The sequence below is a fragment of the Sphaerimonospora sp. CA-214678 genome (assembly GCF_050942215.1).
Classification (GTDB): domain Bacteria; phylum Actinomycetota; class Actinomycetes; order Streptosporangiales; family Streptosporangiaceae; genus Sphaerimonospora.
The window spans coordinates 5,440,532-5,463,328 of the sequence record NZ_CP192056.1; the positions used below are offsets into that span (position 1 = coordinate 5,440,532).

General features: G+C 66.5%; 16 protein-coding genes. 8 read left to right on the forward strand and 8 right to left on the reverse strand.

The window, feature by feature from the left end; all coding sequences use genetic code 11:
* Positions 1–39: 39 nt before the first annotated feature.
* From ACQP1K_RS24280 to ACQP1K_RS24290, 3 genes are all read right to left on the reverse strand, one after another.
* A complete protein-coding gene (locus tag ACQP1K_RS24280; RefSeq protein ID WP_433497998.1) occupies positions 40–1,437 on the reverse strand; it encodes a class II fumarate hydratase in 1,398 nt (465 codons plus the stop codon).
* A 100-nt stretch (positions 1,438–1,537) separates the two neighbouring features.
* Positions 1,538–3,538 (reverse strand): glycosyltransferase family 2 protein, encoded by a 2,001-nt coding sequence (locus tag ACQP1K_RS24285; protein ID WP_433497999.1) that lies wholly within the window; start codon positions 3,536–3,538, stop codon positions 1,538–1,540.
* A gap of 101 nt (positions 3,539–3,639) precedes the next feature.
* Positions 3,640–4,404 carry a lytic transglycosylase domain-containing protein gene (locus ACQP1K_RS24290; RefSeq protein ID WP_433498000.1) on the reverse strand — a complete coding sequence of 255 codons (765 nt, stop codon included), beginning with the start codon at positions 4,402–4,404 and terminating at the stop codon, positions 3,640–3,642.
* Positions 4,405–4,664: 260 nt separating this feature from the next.
* Here ACQP1K_RS24290 and ACQP1K_RS24295 point away from each other — a divergent pair, with 260 nt between their 5' ends.
* From ACQP1K_RS24295 to ACQP1K_RS24305, 3 genes are read left to right on the forward strand one after another with little or no spacing between them, the layout of a single operon-like run.
* Complete coding sequence (locus ACQP1K_RS24295; RefSeq protein ID WP_433498001.1) at positions 4,665–5,339, forward strand: response regulator; 675 nt, start codon at positions 4,665–4,667, stop codon at positions 5,337–5,339.
* Positions 5,336–6,793, forward strand: coding sequence for a sensor histidine kinase (locus tag ACQP1K_RS24300; RefSeq protein ID WP_433498002.1), 1,458 nt, complete (start codon positions 5,336–5,338; stop codon positions 6,791–6,793). The genes ACQP1K_RS24295 and ACQP1K_RS24300 overlap by 4 nt, the downstream gene beginning before the upstream one ends.
* Before the next feature lie 15 nt (positions 6,794–6,808).
* The gene (locus ACQP1K_RS24305) at positions 6,809–7,420 is read left to right on the forward strand and encodes a hypothetical protein (RefSeq protein WP_433498003.1); all 612 of its coding nucleotides are present in this window, start codon (positions 6,809–6,811) and stop codon (positions 7,418–7,420) included.
* 9 nt (positions 7,421–7,429) lie between these two features.
* On the opposite strand, the gene ACQP1K_RS24310 is transcribed toward ACQP1K_RS24305, so the two are convergent.
* The 4 genes from ACQP1K_RS24310 to ACQP1K_RS24325 form a co-directional block, all read right to left on the reverse strand.
* On the reverse strand, positions 7,430–8,740 hold the full coding sequence (locus ACQP1K_RS24310) for a PhoH family protein (protein WP_433498004.1): 1,311 nt from the start codon (positions 8,738–8,740) through the stop codon (positions 7,430–7,432).
* 257 nt (positions 8,741–8,997) lie between these two features.
* A complete protein-coding gene (locus ACQP1K_RS24315) occupies positions 8,998–9,759 on the reverse strand; it encodes an isoprenyl transferase (RefSeq protein ID WP_433498005.1) in 762 nt (253 codons plus the stop codon).
* Between the two features lie 199 nt (positions 9,760–9,958).
* Positions 9,959–11,908 (reverse strand): phosphoenolpyruvate carboxykinase (GTP), encoded by a 1,950-nt coding sequence (locus ACQP1K_RS24320; RefSeq protein WP_433498006.1) that lies wholly within the window; start codon positions 11,906–11,908, stop codon positions 9,959–9,961.
* A gap of 300 nt (positions 11,909–12,208) precedes the next feature.
* On the reverse strand, positions 12,209–12,727 hold the full coding sequence (locus ACQP1K_RS24325) for a hypothetical protein (RefSeq protein WP_433498007.1): 519 nt from the start codon (positions 12,725–12,727) through the stop codon (positions 12,209–12,211).
* A gap of 148 nt (positions 12,728–12,875) precedes the next feature.
* Between ACQP1K_RS24325 and ACQP1K_RS24330 the strand changes: the two genes are divergently transcribed.
* The 3 genes from ACQP1K_RS24330 (at position 12,876) to ACQP1K_RS24340 (ending at position 20,842) form a co-directional block, all read left to right on the forward strand.
* Positions 12,876–14,435 (forward strand): peptide ABC transporter substrate-binding protein, encoded by a 1,560-nt coding sequence (locus ACQP1K_RS24330; protein WP_433498008.1) that lies wholly within the window; start codon positions 12,876–12,878, stop codon positions 14,433–14,435.
* 776 nt (positions 14,436–15,211) lie between these two features.
* Positions 15,212–19,675 carry a DNRLRE domain-containing protein gene (locus ACQP1K_RS24335; protein ID WP_433498009.1) on the forward strand — a complete coding sequence of 1,488 codons (4,464 nt, stop codon included), beginning with the start codon at positions 15,212–15,214 and terminating at the stop codon, positions 19,673–19,675.
* Between the two features lie 75 nt (positions 19,676–19,750).
* Positions 19,751–20,842: a DUF6461 domain-containing protein gene (locus ACQP1K_RS24340; protein WP_433501637.1), complete on the forward strand. Its 1,092-nt coding sequence runs from the start codon at positions 19,751–19,753 to the stop codon at positions 20,840–20,842.
* 138 nt (positions 20,843–20,980) lie between these two features.
* Here the strand turns inward: ACQP1K_RS24340 and ACQP1K_RS24345 are convergent, their stop codons facing one another.
* Positions 20,981–21,418, reverse strand: a complete 438-nt coding sequence (locus ACQP1K_RS24345) for a hypothetical protein (protein WP_433498010.1) — start codon at positions 21,416–21,418, stop codon at positions 20,981–20,983.
* 41 nt (positions 21,419–21,459) lie between these two features.
* Between ACQP1K_RS24345 and ACQP1K_RS24350 the strand changes: the two genes are divergently transcribed.
* Both ACQP1K_RS24350 and ACQP1K_RS24355 read left to right on the forward strand, forming a co-directional pair.
* The gene (locus ACQP1K_RS24350) at positions 21,460–22,374 is read left to right on the forward strand and encodes an IS5 family transposase (RefSeq protein ID WP_433498011.1); all 915 of its coding nucleotides are present in this window, start codon (positions 21,460–21,462) and stop codon (positions 22,372–22,374) included.
* Positions 22,375–22,378: 4 nt separating this feature from the next.
* Entirely contained in the window at positions 22,379–22,732 is a 354-nt protein-coding gene (locus ACQP1K_RS24355; RefSeq protein WP_433498012.1) for a hypothetical protein, read from the forward strand.
* Positions 22,733–22,797: the final 65 nt, after the last annotated feature.

The window sequence follows — 22,797 nt, forward strand, 5'->3', positions numbered from 1 at the left end:
ACCGGCGGCGCCGCCTGGCCCTCTATGGGACCGGCCGGCTCACGTGGGCCGGGGCCTGGTCATCGACAGGACGTCGAGGATCTCGTCGAGTCGCTCCTCGGTCAGCGTGCCGTCGGCGACGTGCCCTCTCTCGATCACGACCTGTTTAATCGTCTTCCGCTCGCGCAGCGCCTGTTTCACGATCTTCGCGGCCTCCTCGTAGCCGACATGGCGGTTGAGCGGCGTGACGATCGACGGCGACGACTCCGCGTACTCCCGCATCCGGTCCTCGTTGGCCGTGATCCCGGCCACGCATCTGTCGGCGAGCAGCCCCGACACGTTCGCCAGCAGCCGGATCGACTCCAGCAGGTTGCGCGCCATCACCGGCAGCATCGCGTTGAGCTCGAACGCGCCGCCGGCCCCCGACATGGTGATCGCCGCGTCATTGCCCACCACCTGCGCCACCACCATCGTGACGGCCTCTGGGATCACCGGGTTGACCTTCCCCGGCATGATCGACGAGCCCGGCTGGAGGTCGGGCAGATTGATCTCGGCGAGCCCGGCGCGCGGCCCGGACCCCATCCACCGGAGATCGTTCGCGATCTTGTTCAGTGACACCGCGATCACCTTCAGCCCGCCGGACAGCTCCACCAGGCCGTCCCGCGCGCCCTGCGCCTCGAAATGGTCACGCGCCTCGGCGAACGGCAACCCGGTCGTACGGCTCAGCTCGGCCACGACCTCGGCCGCCCACCCGGGCCCCGGCACGTTGACGCCCGTGCCCACGGCCGTACCGCCCAGCGGCAGCTCGGCCAGGCGCGGCAGCGCCGCCTGGAGCCGCTCGATGCCCAGCTCGATCTGCGTGGCGTATCCGCCGAACTCCTGGCCCAGCGTGACCGGTGTGGCGTCCATCAGGTGCGTCCGGCCCGCCTTCACCACGTCGGCGAAGTCGGACGCCTTCTGTGCCAGCGTGGTCGCCAGGTGCTCAAGGGCGGGGGTGAGGTCGTGCGCGACCGCGAGCGCGGCCGCCACGTGGATCGAGGACGGGAACACGTCATTGGACGACTGGGCGGCGTTGACGTGATCGTTGGGATGAACCGGCCGGCCGAGCCGTTCCTCGGCGAGTGTCGCGATCACCTCGTTGACGTTCATGTTGGACGAGGTGCCGGAGCCCGTCTGGAAGACGTCGACCGGGAACTGGTCGTCCCACCGCCCCTCGACGATCTCGTTCGCGGCGTCCCGTACGGCCTGGGCGAGGTCCGCGTCGATGACGCCGTAGTCGGCGTTGACCTTCGCGCAGGCGGCCTTGATGCGGGCGAGTGCGGCGATGTGCACGGGCTCCAGTCCCCGGCCGGACACCGGGAAGTTCTCCACCGCCCGCTGCGTCTGCGCCCGCCACTTGGCGCGGGCGGGAACCCGCACCTCGCCCATCGAGTCGTGTTCAACGCGGAATTCACCCATGGACCAGTCCTATCAGGAGCCGGTGACAGGGCCACCCCCGGTACGAGATACGTCGTGATGCCCGCCCCGGTCAACGGGCCGGGAATTCCACCGCCTCACCTCACCGGGCCGCGGTTCCTCCCGATGTTTCCCGATGGCCGCGGGTGGCGACCGCCCGGCGTAGCCGTACCGCGAGCCGCCTCAGCCTCGACGGCGCGTGCCCGCCCCCGGGGTGGCGTACGCGGCCGGGGCGCAGCACGTTCACCTGTCCGGCGCGGCTGACGCTCAGGCCGAACCGCAGGTCGGTCTCCCTCTGGTCGATACGCAGGCCGGCCCGCCAGGCCCCCGGTCCGAGGCGGTCTTCACCGCCGGCCCGGCTCACCGGCACCTTCGCGACGAGCCGACCGGCGATGCGCCCCGGGATCCCCGGCTCGACCAGCGCGGGCACCGCCGTCGAGCGGCCGCGCCGGTCCTGTTCGCGCAGCACCAGTTCGACCGGAGGGCCGCCGCTCGGCGGCACGTACGGCACCGGCACGACCACGAAGACATGCCCGGCCTGCCGCGTCACCGATGTCCTGGACGAGACCAGGGCGACGGACTCGGAGAAAGAAGCGGGCGCCACGCAGACGCCCAGCTCGCCGCGTTCCGACCAGCATGGCGTCACCAGCCTCCTGGACTCGTCGGCGAGCACGCCGGCGCAGGTCATCCCGACCTCGGGGCGGCCGACTCGGGCGCGGCCGCGATGGACGCCGCGCATCCGCACGTGGATCTCCCACACACCCCGCGGCAGCGGTCGGCCCAGGGCGGCGGACCCCACGTCGAGCCGGGCCTCACCTCTCATCCAGACCCGCACCCGGCCCCTGGAGGAGGTCCGGCCGATCGTGCTCTCCACCGGAAGGGGGTACGTCACACCGGACCGCGGGTCGCGGATGTAGACCTCCATCCGGGCCCGGCGCACCGCCCCGGTGACGTCCGCAAGGGCGGGGTCGGCCAGTCCCCTGATCTGCGCGGGTGGCGTCCAAAGCAGACGGCCGTCCTGTTCCCTGAGCCACACGGGATTCCCGTCGGACTGAAGGATCTCCACGCTCAGGTCGAGCGCGAGCATGCCCCGCTCCCAGCGCAGATCACGCAGCTCGGCATTGAGCCGGGTGCCGCGCGACGCCTCGCCGAGCTCTACGAGGTGCCCCGGCCGACCTTGGCGGAGCAGCGCCGTCCGTGCCCGCAGGCGCACCGGGAGATGCGCGTCGGCCGTCTCCGGGATCCGGTCCAGGGTGAGGCGCCGGAGGAACGAGAACAGCAGCGCCCGCTCGTCCGGCGCGGCGGTCAGGAACCGGGGTCCGCCGAGGCGGCGCAGCGCGAGCACGCGATACCAGTGCGCGTAGATCCGATCGCGCTGGGCGCCCGGCTCCGTGTGCGCGTCGACGACGTCGAAGATGGCGCCCAGACCCTCGAACAGCGCCTCGGCGTCCAGCGCCTCCTCCGCCGCGGGCCCCAGATGGCAGCAGACCTCTTCGGCGAGGACCGCGATCACCTTCGCAGAAAGGTACGCCCCGGTCGTGAAGAGCTGCTCCGACAGCGGCCGGTCGAGGAAGCGCAGCTGCCGGCGTTCCAGGAACTCGCGGTCGAACAGCTTGTGGACGCTCGGCAGCGCGAGGAGACGGTCGCGCAGGATGTCGGCCCGGGGCTGGTTCGCGGCGAAAGCCGGGTGCGGTGGCGCGTCGCCCTGGCCGCTGCCCGGGCCGTCGACGATTCCGCCGATCAGCACGTCGGCGTCGCAGTCCACCGCCATGCCGTGCATCCGCTCCAGCGCGCGCGGTTCCAGCCTGTCGCACTGGTTCATCAGGTAGACGTACTCGCCTCGGGCGACCGACAGTCCCAGGTTGCGCCCCCGCGCGACCGAGCCGGTGTGGTCGAGGTGGAGAACGCGGACGTTCGACCGGCGTTCGGCGACCGCGTCCAGCCGCCGGCGCGTCCCGTCCGTGGACCCGTCGTCAGCGAAGATCACCTCGTACTGTTCCGGTGGCAGCGACTGCTCCAGCAGCGAACGCACGCACGCGCCGAAGGCGTCGTTCTCGAGCCCGGGATTGGACACGGGCACAACCACGCTGACCTTCACATCCATGCGCTCAAGCGTGCAGCGCTGACCGCCGGGAGCCCGTGCGCCTTACCGAATGCGCGAACAACCCTGACCGGAGTTTCGCGCACCGCCCCGCGCGAGAGGGGTCAGTACCAGCCCCTGGCCTGGGAATGGGCCCAGGCGCCGCAGGGCGACTTGTAGCGGGCGGCGATATAGCCGAGTCCCCATTTGATCTGGGTGGCGGCATTGGTCTGCCAGTCCGACCCGGCGCTGGCCATCTTGTTGCCGGGAAGCGACTGGGGGATGCCGTACGCGCCGCTGTATCGGTTCATCGCCCGCTCGTTCCAGTGACTCTCCTTGTCCCAGAGCTTCTCCAGGCAGCCCCACTCGTCGCCCCAGCCGCGGGCCTCGGCCATCTGCCGGCCGAGCGCCTTGTTGCTGCCGGGGTTGGGCTTGGAACCCGGGGGGAAGTCGGCCGGCGCGAAGCCCCCGCCACCCGGCGCCTTCGGTGCGATCGTGACGGGGTCGAGGCCGCCGTCGTTGTGCTCGGAACGCAGCTCCTTCTGCCGCTGCTTCCTCAGCGCCTCCACGGCGGACGCCTTGAGCGCGTCGTTCTCCGGATTGGGCGCGTACGGGTCGGCCGCGAGGATGTCCTGCGGGGTGAGCGGCGTGTGGGGGGCGTTGGCGTTCTCGATGGCCGTACGCACCAGATAGACGGTGCCCCCGGTGACGAGGGCGACCGTGACGCCCACGACGATCAGCCGCTTGGCAGGGAACCGGCCGCGGCCCGATCCGCCGGAACGGCCCGGGCGATCCGCGCCGCCGCCCGCGCCACCTGCCCGGCCGGCGGCACGCCGCGATCGGGCTCGGGACGAACGGGGGGCATCCTTCAGCCGCTGACCAGAGCTCACGACCAACGAGCTTGCCCTGTCTTGGGGGGTCTTGCGAGCCGAACACCATAACCGTTTGGTATTCCCTTGACCTTCCCCCGGGCTACGTGGCCTTTCAGTCAACTGTGATATTCATCACATCACGGCGGTCGCTCCGGCCCTCGCGCGATGGCGGCACTCCCGACAACAGCGCGCTCTCCACCCATGACGACGGCGTGCAGACGGCTTGACAAGCCAGGGACAACCTGGGGAAAACACCCCCAAGAGACCATAATGACCGCGTGGCAGGCATCCTCCTGGTCGAAGACGACCCCTCGGTCCGAACGGGGCTCGAACTGGCGCTCACCCGCCAGGGGCACTCGGTCACCGCGTACGCCACAGGTGAGGAGGCCCTCGACCACGTACGGGCCAGACGCCCGGAGATCGCCATCCTCGATGTCATGCTGCCGGGCATCGACGGGGTCGAGGTCTGCCGCCGCATCCGCCGCCTCGATTCGCTGCCGATCATCCTGCTCACCGCGCGCGGCGACGATCTCGACGTGGTCGTCGGGCTGGAGGCCGGCGCCGATGACTACGTCGTCAAACCGGTGGAGCCCCGGGTGCTGGACGCCCGCATCCGCGCGGTGCTGCGCCGCCTGGAGTTCGCCGCCGCCGACCGGATCAGCTTCGGCGACCTCGTGATCGACCGTGGCGCGCTCAAGGTGAGCCTCGCCGGCCGGGAGATCCACCTCACCCCGACCGAGCTGCGCCTGCTGCTCGAACTCGTCCGCCATCCCGGCCAGGTGCTGAGCCGGCGTTATCTGCTGCGCGAGGTGTGGGATCACACGCACGTGGGCGACTCACGGCTGGTGGACGCCTGTGTCCAGCGGGTCCGCGCCAAGATCGAACCGGTGCCGGCCGACCCCGTCTTCATCCACACGGTGCGTGGCTTCGGGTACCGCTTCAGCCCGCCATGACGCTGTTGCCGTCCGGCCTGCGCGCCCGGCTGGTGATCACTTTCATGCTGGTGGCCGCCACGGCCTCCATCATGGTGGCGGGCCTGGGATATCAGCTCGTCCGCCAGGAGATCCTCGAACGGACCGAGCGCGCCGCGGTGGCCGACGTACGCGAGACACTGCCGAAGATCAAGCTGCCGGTGGGCATCGGCGAGATCATCTGGACCGGAGCCGCCACGGTCACCGAGGCGGACCTGGCCGACGTGGTGGCCGCACTGGGCGCACAGGAGCGGACCGTCATCGTCACCTACGGCAATCTCCAGCAGACCAGCCTGGACTCCCGGTTCACCATGGCCGACGTGCCCGACCAGCTCCGCTGGCAGGCCGCCCACCGGCTGGTCTTCCAGCGGCTGAGGTTGCGGGACGAGCCCTGGCTGCTCGTCGCCACCCAGCTCCAGCGGATCAACCAGAGCGGGGTGCCGAGACCGACCGGGCTCACCGTCTACGTGTTCGTCTCGCTCGCGGACGAGGAGGGCGTGCTGTTCCGCCTGCGCAGCGCCCTCGCCCAGGCCGGCGGCATCACGCTGACCATCGCGCTGACCGTGGCGCTGCTGTCGGCGCGGCGGGTGCTGCTCCCGGTGCGCAGGCTGGGCGCGGCCGCCCGGGCTCTCGGCGCCGGCGATCTGCGGGTGCGGCTGCCCGTACGCGGCGCCGACGAGCTCGCCGAGCTGACCTCGACGTTCAACGAGACCGCCGCCGCGCTGGAGCAGACCGTCTCCGAACTGCGGACGCTGGAGTCGATGTCGAGGCGGTTCGTCGCCGACGTCTCTCATGAGCTGCGCACGCCGCTGACCGCGATGACCGCGGTGACCGACATGCTGGCCGAGGACGCCGACGGTCTCCCCGACGACGTCCGCGAGGCCGTACGGATCGTCGTCCGCGAGACCAAACGGCTCCGCGTGATGGTCGAGCACCTGATCGAGATCAGCCGCTTCGACTCCGGCGCGGCGGTGCTCCGCCGGGAGACCGTGAACGTGGCCGACACGCTGGCCGACTGCCTCGAGGTGCGCGGCTGGACCGACCGGGTGGAACTCTCCGTACCCGCCGATCTCACCTTCTCATTGGACGTGCGGAGATTCGACGTGATCGTGGCCAACCTGGCCGGGAACGCGCTGCGCCACGGCGCCACGCCGGTGCTGGTCAGCGCCCGACCCGTGCCGGGCGCGCTGGAGGTCACCGTACGCGATCACGGCGCCGGCATCCCCGAGGAGGCGCTTCCCCACGTGTTCGATCGCTTCTTCAAGGCCGGGGCCGCCCGGTCCAGGAGCGACGGCAGCGGGCTCGGGCTGGCCATCGCCAAGGCCAACGCCGAGCTGCACGGCGGCACGATCAGCGTGACACGATGCGATCCCGGCACTCGGTTCACCATATGGATCCCGCGTCCGGCCCGGCCGGTCCTGATCGAGACGACATGAGGCGAGGTGAGCGATATGACCCGGCGTGACCCAGGACGACACGGCCCGACCGGTCGCGGCACGGCCGTACGACCGGTCGGCGCGGCTCGGCGCGTGGTCGCCGCCCTGCTCGCCGCCGTGACGCTGCCGATGGCCGGATGCGGCGTGGCGGCCACCGGTGTGATCGACTCGGGACCGGCCCCGGTCGTCAACAGCACGCCGACGCTCGTCGGGATCTATCTGGTACGGAACGGCAGGCTGTGGCCCATGACGGTGGCAGTGCCTTCGCCGCAGGCGCGCGACATCGTCACCGCCCTCTTCGACGCGGAACGGCGGGTGCCGGACGGCGTGACCACCATGCTGTCCGGCCTCACGCCGACGCAGATCCAGCTCCTGCGCAACGTGCCCGACCCGCAGCGGCACAACGATCCCGACGGCGTCACCAGTCTGCGCCTGCGGCTGTCGATCAGTGGTTGGAAGATCTCCAGGATGGCCCTGGCCCAGATCACCTGTACGGCTCGGCTCCGACCGGAGATCTGGGCCGTGGAGATCGTTCACGTCACACCCGAGAGCGCGGGGCCGGCGCGGACCCACACCTGCCGGGAGTTCTGGGATCTGGCCCCGAAGAACGGCCGTCTCCCGCCGTGATCGATCCGATCAGACCGTGATGTCCTCCAGCATCTCGGTCACCAGCGCGGCGATCGGCGACCGCTCGGACCTGGTCAGCGTGATGTGCGAGAAGAGCGGGTGGCCCTTCAGCTTCTCCACCACCGCGACCACCCCGTCGTGCCGCCCCACCCGCAGGTTGTCGCGCTGGGCGACGTCGTGGGTGAGCACGACCCGGGAGTTGGCGCCGATCCGGGACAGCACGGTGAGCAGCACCCCGCGCTCCAGCGACTGGGCCTCGTCCACGATCACGAACGCGTCGTGCAGGGAGCGGCCGCGGATGTGGGTCAGCGGAAGCACCTCCAGCATCCCGCGGTCCAGGACCTCCTCGATGACCTCCGGGCTGGTCACCGCGCCCAGCGTGTCGTACACGGCCTGCGCCCACGGGCCCATCTTGTCGTTCTCCGTGCCGGGCAGGTAGCCGAGCTCCTGACCGCCGACGGCGAACAGCGGGCGGAAGACGATGACCTTCCGGTGCTGACGGCGTTCGAGCACGGCCTCCAGACCCGCGCACAGTGCGAGCGCCGACTTGCCGGTGCCGGCCCGGCCGCCCAGGGACACGATGCCGACCTCGGGATCCATCAGCAGGTCGAGGGCGATCCGCTGCTCGGCCGACCGGCCGTGCATGCCGAAGACCTCGCGATCGCCGCGCACCAGCCGTACCGACTTGTCCGGCAGCACGCGACCGAGCGCGGAGCCGCGGCTGGACAGCAGTCGCAGACCGGTGTGGCAGGGCAGATCGCGGGCCTCGTCCAGCTCGGCGGTACCGTTCTCGAACAGCGCCGCCAGGTCGTCGCTGGTGACCTGGAGCTCTGCCATGCCGGTCCAGCCGGACTCGACCACCATTCCCGCGCGGTACTCCTCCGCGGCGAGGCCGATGGACGCCGCCTTGACCCGCATCGGAAGATCCTTCGAAACCAGCACAACGTCCTTTCCCTCGGCCGCCAGATTCTGGGCGACCGTGAGGATGCGGGTGTCGTTGTCGCCCAGGCGGAAGCCCGCCGGGAGAATCGATGGATCACTATGGTTGAGCTCGACCCGGACGGTCCCATCGCCGATCGGCATGGGCTCGTCCAGTCGTCCGTACCGCACCCGCAGGTCATCGAGGAAGCGGAGCGCCTCGCGGGCGAAGTACCCCAGTTCGGGGTGATGCCGCTTGCCCTCCAACTCGGTGATGACGACGATCGGGATGACGACCTCGTGCTCGTCGAAGCGGTTCATCGCCGCCGGGTCGGCGAGCAGGACCGAGGTGTCCAGGACGTAGGTGCGAGATGCGGACGGGTTGCTCGAGGACTCTGCCACGCGTTCTCCCCCGGGCGCCGGAGGCGCCCTGCCTTGACTGGTGGTGAACGGACCGGGCCCATCGCCTGCCGAAGCGGGCCGGGACCCCGGCCCGCCTCGCTGTGTCATGGCGCAAGGACGGGCCCTCTCCCGAGGTAAGGGCCGCCCATCGGAGCGGCGGCCGCTTACCTACCACGGTACGGAACGAATCCCTCAGACCCAATAGGCAATCGCCCGACGGCGAAAGAGTAGCCGCAGGGTGTCGTTCGCGATACGTGTCAGGATCCGTACCGACGGTTACGCGCGGCGTACGAGCGGAGCGCCCGCAGGAAATCGACTCTGCGGAAGTCAGGCCAGTAGGCCTCGCAGAAGTAGAACTCGGAGTGGGCACTCTGCCAGAGCAGAAATCCGGAGAGACGCTGCTCTCCCGAAGTCCGGATGACGAGGTCCGGGTCGGGCAGTCCGCGCGTGTAGAGATGCTCTGCGATGTGCTCGACGTCGAGGACCTCGACGAGCTCCTCGATGCTCGCGCCCTTGCTGGCCTGCTCCTGGAGGAGGGAGCGCACCGCATCAGCGATCTCACGTCTTCCTCCATACCCAACCGCAACGTTCACAATCAGCCCAGGGCGGTGGGAGGTGGCTTCTTTCGCCTGTTTGAGCACTCGAGCGGTGTGATCGGGCAGCAGGTCGAGCGAACCCATCGGGGTGACGTGCCACCCCTGGTCGACCAGGTTCTGTACGAGTCCCTCGATGACCTCGAGCAGGGGTTCGAGCTCCGAGCGGTCCCTGGACAGGTTGTCGGTGGACAGCAGCCACAGGGTCACGTACTCGACGCCGGCCTCCCTGCACCACACCAGCAGCTCCGATATCTTGTCGGCGCCCTTCTGGTGGCCGCGGCTCACGTCGTGCAGGCCCATGGCCCGGGCCCACCTGCGGTTGCCGTCGACGATCACGCCGACGTGCCGTGGGATCTGATCGGGGGACAGCTTCCGTTCGAGCCTGCGCTCGTACAGCTTGTACACGAGATCGCGCACGCTCATGCCGCCCTCTTCCTCACGACCGGTCTCATCGTCGGGTCCGGGTGAACTCGATCACTCAATTATCGGGGCATGACGGTGTGCCCGTTCCAAACGTTCCCCACGGCGACCGGTCTCCCCCGTGAGGACTCCCCGCCGAGAGCGGGGCACCCGGCGGCGGCTTCGCCGGGTGCCCCGTCGCGCCGGACACGTGAAAACGCGATCAGCTCTGCCCGCCGAGCCGCTCCACGAGGGCGTGGTACTCGTCCCAGAGCTCCCTGGGCAGGTGGTCGCCGAAGGTCTCGAAGTGGGCCGGGATCAGCGCGGCCTCCTCCCGCCACACCTCGGGATCGACGCTCATCAGGATCTCGAGGTCTTCCGTGGCGACGTCGAGACCCTCGGTGTCCAGGTCGGCCGGCAGGTTGCCGATCGCGGTCGGTACGGCCTCGGCCCTGCCGTTCAGCCGATCGACGATCCACTTGAGCACCCGGCTGTTCTCACCGAAGCCCGGCCACAGGAACCGGCCGGACACGTCCTTGCGGAACCAGTTGACGTAGTAGATCCGCGGCAGCTTCTCCGGATCGGCCACCTTGCCGATCTTCAGCCAGTGCCCGAAGTAGTCGCCCATGTTGTAACCGCAGAACGGCAGCATCGCGAACGGGTCGCGGCGCAGTTCGCCCACCTTGCCCTCGGCGGCCGCGGTCTTCTCCGAGGCCACGTTGGCACCCAGGAACACACCGTGCTGCCAGCCGAACGACTCGGTGACCAGCGGCACCGCCGTCGCCCTGCGGCCACCGAACAGGATGGCCGAGATCGGCACGCCCGCCGGGTCCTGCCACTCCGGAGCGATCGTCGGGCACTGCCCGGCCGGGGTGGTGAACCGGGCGTTCGGGTGGGCGGCCGGCTCGGCCGAGTCCGGCGTCCACGACCGGCCCTTCCAGTCGGTCAGGTGCGCGGGCGGCTCGTCGGTCAGGCCCTCCCACCACACGTCGCCGTCGTCGGTGAGCGCGACGTTGGTGAAGATGCTGTTGCCCCAGAGCGTCTCGATCGCGTTGGCGTTCGTCGACCGGCCGGTGCCCGGCGCCACGCCGAAGAAACCGGCTTCCGGGTTGATGGCGTAGAGCCGGCCGTCCGGGCCGAAGCGCATCCAGGCGATGTCGTCGCCGATCGTCTCGACCTTCCAGCCGGGAATCGTGGGCTGCAGCATGGCGAGGTTGGTCTTGCCGCAGGCCGAAGGGAAGGCCGCCGCGATGTAGCGCGCCTCGCCGGCCGGCGGCGTCAGCTTCAGGATCAGCATGTGCTCGGCCAGCCAGCCCTCGTCGCGGGCCATCACGCTGGCGATCCGCAGCGCGTAGCACTTCTTGCCGAGCAGCGCGTTGCCGCCGTAGCCCGAGCCGTACGACCAGATCTCACGGGTCTCGGGGAAGTGGCTGATGTACTTGGTCCGGCTGCACGGCCAGGGCACGTCGGCCTGGCCGGGCTCCAGCGGGGCTCCCACGGAGTGGACCGCCTTGACGAAGTCGCCCCGCCCATGGTCGCGCTTGCTCAGACCCTCGTTGGCCCGTGCCTCGCTCTCTCGGGCCTGGCGCGCCGCTCCGCGCCCATGGTCGCGCTTGCTCAGGCCCTCGTTGGCTCGTGCCTCGCTCTCTCGGACCTGGCGCGCCGCTCCGCGCTCCTCGATCAGGCGCAGCGCCTCCTCGCCCATCCGCGTCATGATGCGCATCGAGACCACGACGTACGGAGAGTCCGTGATCTCCACGCCGAGCTGGGAGATCTCGCCGCCCAGGGGTCCCATGCAGAAGGGCACCACGTACATCGTCCGGCCCCGCATACAGCCGTCGTAGAGGGTGTCGAACGTCCGGCGCATCTCGGCGGGAGCGATCCAGTTGTTGGTCGGCCCCGCGTCCTCCGGCCGTTCCGAGCAGATGAAGGTCCGGTCCTCGACCCGGGCGACGTCGCTCGGATCGGAGGCCGCGTGGAAGCTGTTCGGCCGCTTGGCCAGGCGCGTGAACGTGCCCTGCTCGACGAGCAGGTTGGTCAGGCGGGTCCATTCCGCCTCGGAGCCGTCGCACCAGTGGATCCGGTCGGGCCGGGTGAGCGCGGCGATCTGCTTCACCCAGGCGGCCAGCTCGGCGTGAGCGGTGGGTACGGGTACGTCAATGGAAACGGACACAGGGACGGCTCCTCATTCTCGCAGGGCCACGTCATCATCGGCCATGAATCGCCGCCCGATCCAATTGGCGTAGACCATGCGCTCCCGTGGACCGCACTTTCCCGCGCTAACGGACGGGCCGCCACGACCTCCCGATCCGGCGATTCACCTCAGCTCTGACCAGGCAGGACAATGATGTGCGGGAGACCTTACCCACATTGGCCACCTCTAAAGAAACGTCCCCTTTTCTCTACCCTCCTGCCGGGAGTTACACATTGGTATAGGCCATTACCAATGGTCTAGGCCTTTTATGGAATCGGTTCAGTCCGGCGAACCCGGGCCGGCCGCCCGGACCCGGTCCACCTGCTTGAGGGCATCTCGCAGGTCAGCGAGCCAGGTGTCGGTGTGCCTGCCCACGAGCCTGACGCACCACGCGAGGGCGTCGCTGCGACTGCGCGCGACGCCGGCGGCGACCAGGGTGTCGAGCACCTGTCGCTCCGGCTGGCGCAGGCGGGTCATGACCGGCACCGAGAGAGTAGTGAACATCACGGTCTCGCCCCCGGCCACGACGCCCCAGGAGACCTTGCGCCGGAACCGGTGCTCGGCCTCGCGCGCGATGTCGATGCGGCGCTCCCGGGTCTCCTCCCGGAAGCGCTCGACGTACCCCTCGACGACGGCGGCACGTTCCAGATCACCGAGCCCCTCCGCCAGGGCCGGTGGCGGCAGCGTGCCGACGACGGCGATCTCCTCGCGATCCAGCACGATCTCGGGAGGTCCGGTGAACCAGTCGTCCGGAACCCGCCCGGCGAACCATGCCTGAAACTGTTGCTCCGCATCCACGTAATCGACATTACGCCGACGCCCGTCCCCGTCCGGCGGCATCTCACCCACCCCGCCACAGGCATGCCGATTCGCCATGAAACCCCCGAAGTGTCACCGCCGGCTCTAGGATGATCTCCTTCTAGGCATCACGTTCAGGAGCGATCTCGTGACCAAGCGAAAGTCCGCGGGGGCGGCGGCGATCTCCCTGCTCGCCTGTCTCGCGCTGGAGACGGCGGCGAACCCGGCGCACGCGACCGGCGACACGGAGATCACGGTCGCGACCTGCGACCTCTATTACACGATTACACCGGGAAACGCGGGCTCCTGCGGTGGCGACGTGCTGGACGCGCTGTTCACCGGCCTGATCGAGTACGTCCCCGGGACATCCCGGTCGCGGTACGGCGTGGCCAAGTCGATCACCACCAAGGACAACCGGCGGTTCCGTGTCACGCTGCGCAGGGGCTGGAAGTTCCATGACGGCACCCCGGTCAGGGCGCGCAACTTCGTCGAGGCGTGGAACCTCGCCGCCAACGGCGGGAAGGCGATGAACGCCTTCCTGTTCGAGGAGATCAAGGGGTACGGCAAGCGGAGGATGTCCGGTCTGAAGGTGACCGGCGACCACACGTTCACGATCGAGCTCACCAAGCCGTTCGGACCGTTCCTGAAGAAGCTGGGCCACATCGCGTTCTCCCCGCTGCCCGACTCCGTGCTGAAGAGCCCCGCGTCACTCATCAGGAAGCCGATCGGCAACGGTCCCTTCCGGGTCGTCGCATGGTCCCCCGGGGGCGAGTACGTGGTCGAGCGGTTCGACGGCTACGCCGGTACGGCCAAGCCGTACGTGTCGAAGATCACCTACCGGACGTACCGGAACGACGAGGTCGCCTACCGCGACCTGCTCGCCGGCGGCCTGGACTTCCTCGGCACCATCCCCTACTCGAAGGGAGCCGGTTACCGGAAGGACCTGGACGGCCGTGTGATCACCCGGCCGGGCGACGTCATCACCGGCATCGGCATTCCCCGGAAGATCGCGGCGAACCGCGACGTCCGCTGGGCGATGTCGATGGCGATCGACCGGGAGGGCATCGCCAAGCGGGTCTGGAAGGGGATGACGGTGCCCGCACGCGCGTGGGTCCCGCCGGTCGCCGAAGGCGCGCGCCGCGAAAGCTGCGGGCTGGCCTGCACGTACGACCCCGCCCGCGCCCGCAGGGTCCTGTCACAGGTCAAGGGATTCAAGCTGCCGGCGAGCATTCCGCTCTACTACAACGCGGACGGCGGCCACCGTGCCTGGGTGACCGAGGTCGCGAGGAGCATCAACCGGACGTTCGGCGGCAGGCTGAGGGTGGTGCCGAAGGCGATACCCACGGTCAGCGCGTTCACGAAGGCCGCGTCGGCAGGAAAGCTGAACGGAATGCTCCAGATGGGCTGGCGGCTCGACTTCCCGCACATCCAGAACGTCCTCGGGCCGATGTACTCGACAGGCGGCTCGTACAACTACACGAACTTCCGGAACCGGAGGTTCGACGCCCTGCTCAAGACCGCGGACCGCCAGGTGTCCCCCTCCCTTGCGCTCAAGTACTACATGCGGGCTGAGACGATCATCGCCCACGATCTGCCGCTCATCCCGCTGTGGTTCACCCAGGACACGGCGGGCTATTCGAGCCGCGTCACGGCGGCGAAGCTGACGCCCTTCGGCTGGCTCGACCCCGTCTCCGTCAAGGCCGGCTAACGGACCGTCCACCGGCGTTCACCGGCGTTCACTGGGTTCGAGGGAGCGGAGCGGAAGGGAGCGAGGACCGCAAGCGAAGTCGCGAGCGCCGGGAGCTGGAGCTGCCCGGCATGCGCTACGTATTGACCCTGTCGTCGGTGCCGCGCAGGAGATTTTCGGGCGAGGGCACGGTGCGGGACTACTTGGCCACCGCGCACACGGAGGAGGACGCCGACCTGGTCGGTGCGATGTCGGCGTTCGAGCCGCGCCTGAACGTCGGCGTTCCTCATCGCCGCTCACGCACTTGGCGGGAAGAAACCACGATCGATCAGCACGTGGCCGGCCGTCGTGCTGCACAAACAGGTGCACGGCCACCTCGCACAATCCGATCCCGCCCAGAGTGCCGGAGTACTGGCGGGCAGCCCTGACGGCATGGGTAAAGGGCTTCTCAGCGATCAGCTGTCGTGACGGAGCAGGGCTTTCCCGTTACTGAAAACGATCTTTACTTTTATTGCATCCTTATGTCACGATCACTCCGGTTTTGTTCGTATCTGTTCGAAAGGCTGTGAGTGAAGACACGCCGATCCGCGTCCGGCTTATCCATCCGGACGCGTCAACGTGCTGCCCTGATCACGGCACTGATGCTGCCGCTCTCGCTCATGAGCGCACCCGCGGCCGCGCAGGCCCCCACACCACCCCCGACGCCCTCCTCCGCCTCATCGGCAACACAACCAGATGCCACATCGGACCCAGACCTCAAGACCGCCTGGGAGAAGGCGGCCAAGTCCGGTAAACCCGTGGAGATCCCCGCTCGCTCCACCGAGAGGATGAAGGTCTGGGCGAACCCCGACGGCAAGCATCTGCGCGCCGAGCTGCACACCCGGCCCGTACAACTCAAGAACCCCGCCAGCAGCGTATGGGAACCCATCGACACCCGCATCGTGACCCGCGACGGCAAGCTGCAGGCCGCCCGGGTCAAATCACCGCTGACCTTCGGCGGACGCGGGACCAAGCACCTGGTATCGGCGGCTGGAGAACAGGGCACGAGCGGCCTGGAGGTGACCCAGGCGCTGCCGGAACCGAAAATCTCCGGCAACACGATCACCTACCCCGACGCCGTGGCACCGGGGGCAGACCTCGTGGTGATCGCCCAAGGCGACGGCTTCGTCTCCCAGGTGGTCTTCCGGCACAAGCCGACCGGCCCGGTGACCGTACGCCTGCCGCTCACCCTGCCCAAGGGCACCACGTTCGGTAAGACACCGCAAGGGCTGCCGCAGCTGAAGGACGCCAAGGGTAAGGCGAAGGCGGCGCCGATCGTGCTGACCGCGATGGACGCCAAGGTGGAAGCCGGCCCCGAGCAGGGCCGGACCTCCCGGGTCGACGCACGTGTGGAGACCTCCGGCACGACATCGGAGCTGGTGTTCACCCCGGACGCCAAGTTCCTGGCCGACCCGACGGTGACCTACCCGGTGACCATCGCCGCCGCCTCCGAATGGTTCGGCGGCGGACAACCCGACGACGCCTGGGTCAACAAGAACGACCCCTACAGCAACCACGCCGCGGACGGATGGCTACGCGCAGGCACCACCTCCACCAGCGCGGACATCGCCCGCGTGTACCTGTGGTACGACCTCGACGCCCCGGAACTGGATGGCGCCACCGTCGTCGATGCCGACCTGATCATCTGGAACTACAAGTCCGGCGGCCCCAACGGGGCACTATGCGGTGACCCCCTGGGGTCGGGCATCGTCGCCCAGCGGGTCACCTCCTACTGGGACACCGGGACTTTGGACTGGAACAACCAGCCGACCAGAGCCGGCGGCACCGAAGGACTCAACCAGGCCGGCTACAACTACGACGCCAGCGGCATCTGGTGCGCGAAGGACGAAGCCCTGTGGCATCAGGTCAAAACCATGGCCCGCGCCTGGATCGAACAGGGCGTACCCAACGAAGGGATGGTGCTGCGAGCCTACAGCGAGACCGCAGCGATCAACTGGCGCCAGTACTACTCCAGCGAATACAGCGGTGGTGCACCGTACCCGGGCTACCATCACCCTCCCACGCTCATGATCGAGTACGAGCCAAATACCATCACGCAAGAAGTCGTGATCCCCACGGTACGTGAAAATCTTTCTGATGAGGGGCAAATCCCTTATGAAGAAGCGATAGCCAACCAGCTCAACACGGATCCAATCCCGCCTACAGCTCCAGACGTGACGCTCGAACAAGCTCAAGCCATGATGGAGCAAGCCACTGATACCTACGAAGTCGATCCAGACGATTTGATCGATCTCTCTGAAGAAGATCCACCGGCTTCAGACGAGACGCCACCGTCTGTCATCGATACGCTTCCCTTGGCATCAGCCACCGATGTGAGCACGGATCAGTTCATTCAGGCGACATTTGATGAACCGGTCTCGGAGGTGTTGGTCACCGTTAGGGATTTCAACGGTACGATCGTATCAGGGGAATCTGCCATGGCCGGCGAGGAAAAGACGGTGATCTTCATGCCGAGCCAAGCTTTGACAGAGAACACCGTCTATGTGGTCGAGGTGAGCGGAGCTCAGGACGCCAGCGGCAATAAGCTTAATGAGCGATATACGTGGTCATTCACGACTGGCGGAGGAGTAACCAGCCCGTCACCCACTCCCACAGAGTCCCCCACCGAACACACAGTTTCCCTACCAGTTCAGGTGGACATGTGGATCGACAACTGGGGCTCAGTAGAAACTGACGGATCCACCTTCTGGGCTGGGGTATACGACGACGATTACGACTCATCTCAGGCGATTGATCGTGCCTACCTTAAGTTCGACGCCTCGTCTCTCGCGGGCAAGACTGTCACCGATGCGAAGCTCGAGCTGTGGAACACCGAAGCCTACGGCTGTGGTAACAGCACCTCGGGTATAAAAGTACAACGCGTGACCGCAGAGTGGAGCGCTGACACTCTTAGCTGGGACAACCAGCCCTCTGCTACAGTCAATGGAGAATCGCTGGCCCGGGATCCGGGTGAATGCTCAGGAGTTGCACCGAGCGGTGGTCCAACCGTCTGGAGTTGGCCGATAACCGAGATCGTGCAAGCATGGGCATCGGGGCAAAGTAATTACGGCTTGTTACTACGAGGAGCTGATGAGTCCGCCTCGGCTCCTGAGTACGACCGAGGCTGGGAAGCTTCGGAAGCCGAATCTCCTACTCGTTCGCCAGTACTGAAAGTGACCTACGTCGATAGCACCGCTCCCAGTCCGGCGGCGACGCCGTCTCCAACACCAACTGATGGAGCGGACACGACACCTCCTACCGTGATCGACGTAAGCCCAAAGGACGGGTCGGAAAACGTTCCGCCTGACACACAGGTTCGAGTGACATTTAGCGAACCTGTCACTGCCGCAAAATTCTCACTGACAGAGCCGTTCACTGGAAGTGATGTTCCAGGCAGCATGTCAATGAACGCCACCAACACGGTGCTCACATTCACACCCAGCACCTCCTTGGACTTCATATACTATGCGGAGGTTACCGGAGCCAGGGATGCCGCAGGAAATGCGATAGAACCGTTCGCTTGGTCGTTCTCTATAATCGAATGGATGAGCGCGAAAGCGAACTCATCCTCGATCGCGAAAACCCCCGCTTCCGTGCCGGCCGTGAGTAAGGTATGGAATCGTTCCGTTATCGGTGGGAATAGTAAGATCGTCACGTCGATAACACCTCAACTGCAAGCAAAGGTGTCTGATCCTCTGCGCCGTCCTTCAACTTTCGAGTTCGAGGTCGAACACGATGTAAGGGAACATTCCCAAGGTACGGGGGTGATATGGTCCGGATCCGTCGACAATGTACCTTCAAAGTCCACTGCAGTCGTTCAGGTCCCGAAGGGGAAACTGGCTGACGGTTGGAAGGTCCGCTGGCATAGTCGCGTTATAACCGGCGGTATAACCGGGCCCTGGTCTCGCTGGAGCAGCATGACTATCCGGGCGAGAGCCACAGGTACTACCACGGAGAATCCCGTTCCCAAGTCCTCGAAGGCAGGAGTAGCACTCGCACCCAAAACCTTTCCCTATCACCGAGTCGATTGGGGTTCGTGCTACAAAGATCTACTCGCCCAGGTTAATAGAGCGAGAGCAGACAGTACGACCAGCTTCGGTCACACTACAAACCCCTACAACTGGTGTGCCGCCAAGAGGTATGGATTCCCGATTTATCTCCGTGTAGTCGACAGAAAAACGGGACAAATAATCCGCGAGGAATGGAGGGGTCAGGTTGACTTCACTCTCGCCGCTCGGGCCTATACCTATGCCGGGGGGAAGAAAGGATCGAACAACGCCGAGACGGATAAGCCCACAGGAAAGAAAAGTCGGGATATCACGTTCACGTGGCGTATCACCGGCGTCCAATACAAGGGCGATCTGAGTTATTTCTATCCGATGACCCTCAGGGCGGGCATCACAGTAAGCAGCAAGTGTCAGGTCAAAGACGGCCCCCAAGACAACGGGACTCCCGGGAAAAACTCCCTTTTCACAGAATGGATGAACAACGCCGAAGCTGAATGGACGATTCACTCGCCCAAAATCAGCGGAACAGGAAAGCATCTCTTAAGTACATGCGCGATCGCCCCCACTCTGGGATTCATGTCACCCAGAACCCCATTTACCCCCGGCGGTGACGTATCGCGCGATACTAAAATTCAGCATCCGGTCGTCAGATGTGACACTTCGGATCTGATCGAGAAATATACAGGCGGCTGCGCTCTCACCGACGTCACCCCCGTATTGATCTTCGATGCTACCAAGAGCATCAGCATTAAGGAATCGGCCAAGCATGTGTGGGATGCATACTATCATCCCGAATGGACGATACCGATCATGAATGGGAAGAAGGTCCCTGGCCGTGCCCCTTATGGCGTGCTGCATCGCACACTCGAGGGAGCCGTTCCCGGACTGGAAGATCCAGACGAGGCGCCGAGTGGTACGATAGCGAAAAACCGCGCGTATTCGATCAGCAAATGCCGAGAGAAGTGGCCTACAGTAAAGCCCAAGCAAGATGAGTTGGACTGCGATGAGTTCCCCTTCGCCAGCACGAAGGAAGGCTCCCTGTCAGCCAATGGAAACTTCTCCGCTAGATACATTTCCCACTCGGACAATCGCAAGTCGGGCAACCAGTTGGGCCTGTTCTATCAGCAGATGCGGCGACTCGGCAACGACCCGTTCTGGGTGTACGCGAATCCGCTTGCCGCTGATCGCGACGTGATGCCACCTCGCTGGCCATGATGGCCTAGCATGAATGTGGCCCGCCTGGATTCGGGCGGGCCACATTCCTTCCATTAAGGAGAACAGTTGCAGTCCGTGGACTCCAAGTATGTCAAGCTGCTCCAAGCGGGTCTTCCTGGCCATCTGTGCCTAACCTGGTGCGATGAACGCGACCTGGACGAGGTGGCGCGTAGGTTCGGCGCCGACGTGGAAACGGGGCTGTGGGCTGATGAAGAAGACATCGAAGAACTTGAAGAGGACATCGGTGGCGAGTTGGTCCAGCTCTCAGTATTCGGTGACTGGACGCTCGCGTTCGAGTCGGAGGGCTACCAGGGCTCTCGAGACGTTGTCCTGAGATCGCTATCGCAGGGCGGCCGCGCCCTGAATATCTTTTGGAACGTCGAGTTGGACAGTTCCATCGCCTACGCCGTTGATGGGGTAATCGATACCATGTTCGATATTGATGGCGTGGAGCAACGATCGGGTGCCCGGCCGGCGGCGCTTGATGACGCCCTGGCCGAGGTGAATCTGCTTCAGGATCTGACAGCACCGGAGTGGAAAGCACGCGCCCTGGCTCTGGGTGAGAAGATCACTGGGCAGTCACTCACTCCCGAATGGTTGCGATCTCCCCGATATGTATTCCGGATCACCGATCCGCTTCCAAACTCCATTGTACCCTTCGCCTACTTGCATCCCCGAGCATTCTTCCTGGATGAACCTGGATTCAGGCGAATCCTCGCCAACCCATCTCCCGAGATTGCACCTGCCGTCGTCAAAGAGTTGGTCTCGAATGTCATCAGGATAGCCGCAATTAAAGGCCCGATTCCGGTCAAAGTTTTGCAGATACTCGATCATGGCGAGCGATTTGAGGGCGAGCGGGAGCTTGTGCGTTCAGAACTGGGGCGCGAAGCCGAAGATGTACGGAGGAGGATGTTGAGGGATGCGCCTGACACTACGGAGAAGAACCAGTTGGATTTGACCAGCTGTGCCCTGGTAGTTCTCCAGAAGGCTTTGTACCCGGACCCGGCAGAGGCGGCAAACGCCGCATCCCATGCGGCCCTCCAACTCAGCGTTCCGACCAGGGAAGACTTCATGCGTCTGGTCGTGCTGAGCCGCCTAAGCGAGCGTATCGACTACGATCTCCGTCGCTCCTCCCAGCCTGGTCACCAGCGGTTTCCAGAGCGGTAGCGAAACGTAACTGCTCAGATAATCCGGTCTGGGTGTAGCTCTTTCTCAGGGACTGGTTGACCATAACTGTTAGGTCACCAAGATCGCCCTGTGTCGGCTTATGCGATTGCGGACAGCCAGGGGCGGCCCTCGGCGAGTTCAACGAGGGCATGGAAGAGGCAGCAGAGGCGTGAACGCGGGGATCTCGTTGCTCTTGGCTGCGACCTGGGCTTGAGCCATCACCGTCTGGGTGTCGTGGCGGGTGGCGGCCAGCAGGTGGGTGACGCCGTTGCCGGTGCGGCTGCCGCGCAGGGTTTTGCCGTCCACGGCCAGGCCGAGTAGCGCCGCTCTGCCGTTCGCGGCGGCCGCTGGTGGTGCGGCGGTCAGCTTGGACAGGTAGGTGCAGGTCGCAGCGTCGAAGGTGTCGCCGTCCAGGCGGGCCAGCAGCCGTCCCAGGGTGGAGGCGGCCGGCCGTACGGTGACCGGGAGACCGATCCGGGCGCGTAGCTCGGGATCGTATCCGGCGATGAATCGGGTGATCTTCGCTAGGGAAGTCGCTCCGTCGAGCACGGCGAGCAGGGCTAGGGTCTGTTTCATAAGTTGATCTATGCGTGATCTCTGGTCGGCATGATCGCCGTGTGGGTCGTGGGGATTTGACGGATGAGCAGTGGGCGGTGCTGGAGCCGTTGCTGCCTGATACGGCCGGGCGGGGACGCCCCGCCGTATGGTCGAAGCGGCAGCTCATCAACGGGGTGCGCTGGCGGGTACGTACCGGTGCGCCCTGGCGCGACATGCCCGCCGAGTACGGGCCATGGCAGACGGTCTATGGGCTGTTCCGGCGCTGGCAGCGCGGGGGCGTCTGGGCGGCGATCCTCACCGCGTTGCAGGCCAGGGCGGACGCGGCCGGACTGATCTGCTGGCAGGTCAATGTGGATTCCACCGTGTGCCGTGCCCATCAGCACGCGGCCGGGGCGCGCCGGGACGGCAACGCCCAAAAAGAGCCGCCCGGCGGTGATCGGCCCGAGCCTGCCGACCACGGGCTCGGCCGTTCCAGAGGCGGGTTGAGCACGAAGATCCACCTGGCCTGCGAGCAGGGCCAAAAGCCGCTGTCGATCCTGATCACGGCCGGCCAGCGGGGCGACAGCCCGCAGTTCGTCGCGGTCTTGCAGGGCATCAGGGTGCCCCGCCTGGGGCTGGGGCGGCCGCGTACCCGGCCCGAGCGGGTACGCGGCGACAAGGCCTACTCCTCGGCCGCCAACCGGGCCTACCTGCGCAGACGTGGAATCGCCGGCACCATCCCCGAGCGGGCTGATCAGATCCGCAACCGTAAGAAGCGCGGCTCGGCCGGAGGACGGCCGCCGGCCTTCGACCCGGAGGATTACCGGGCCCGGCACGCCGTGGAATGCGGCATCAACCGGCTCAAGCGGCACCGTGCGGTGGCCACCCGCTATGACAAGCTCGCCGTCCGGTACGAGGCCGCCGTGCACATCGCCGCGATGAACGAATGGCTGACACCGCCGGCTGTATCACCCGAGCGCCGCCTGCCGGGGTGATGCCATGCTGGAAGCGCTGATCATTTTGGACTTGGACCCCGGCCTGAGGAATGCGATGTCCGCCCTGCGCTACTGCGTCGACGCTGAAAACGGTCACCACGTGGACAATCCCTCACCACAGGAGTTGGCCGAGCTCATCAGCGGCCTGAACCGGACGGACAACACCTTCGTGACCGTCCTGCCCGACGAGGACGACCCCGGGTGGTACGCCTCGGTGTCCCGGCTAGACGCGGGCACCTACGAGGTCGAATACCGCGATCTCGGCTGTGAGGAGCATCGGCGATCCACGCTGACCGATCGTGAGGAGATCGTACATGACCTCACTGTCTGGCTGGCCGCCCGAGGTAACCGCAGCTGACCAGCCAGAAGACAAATCTGAATATTGAAACAGGCCCTAGCGCCACCCCGCGTAGCCGATCACGA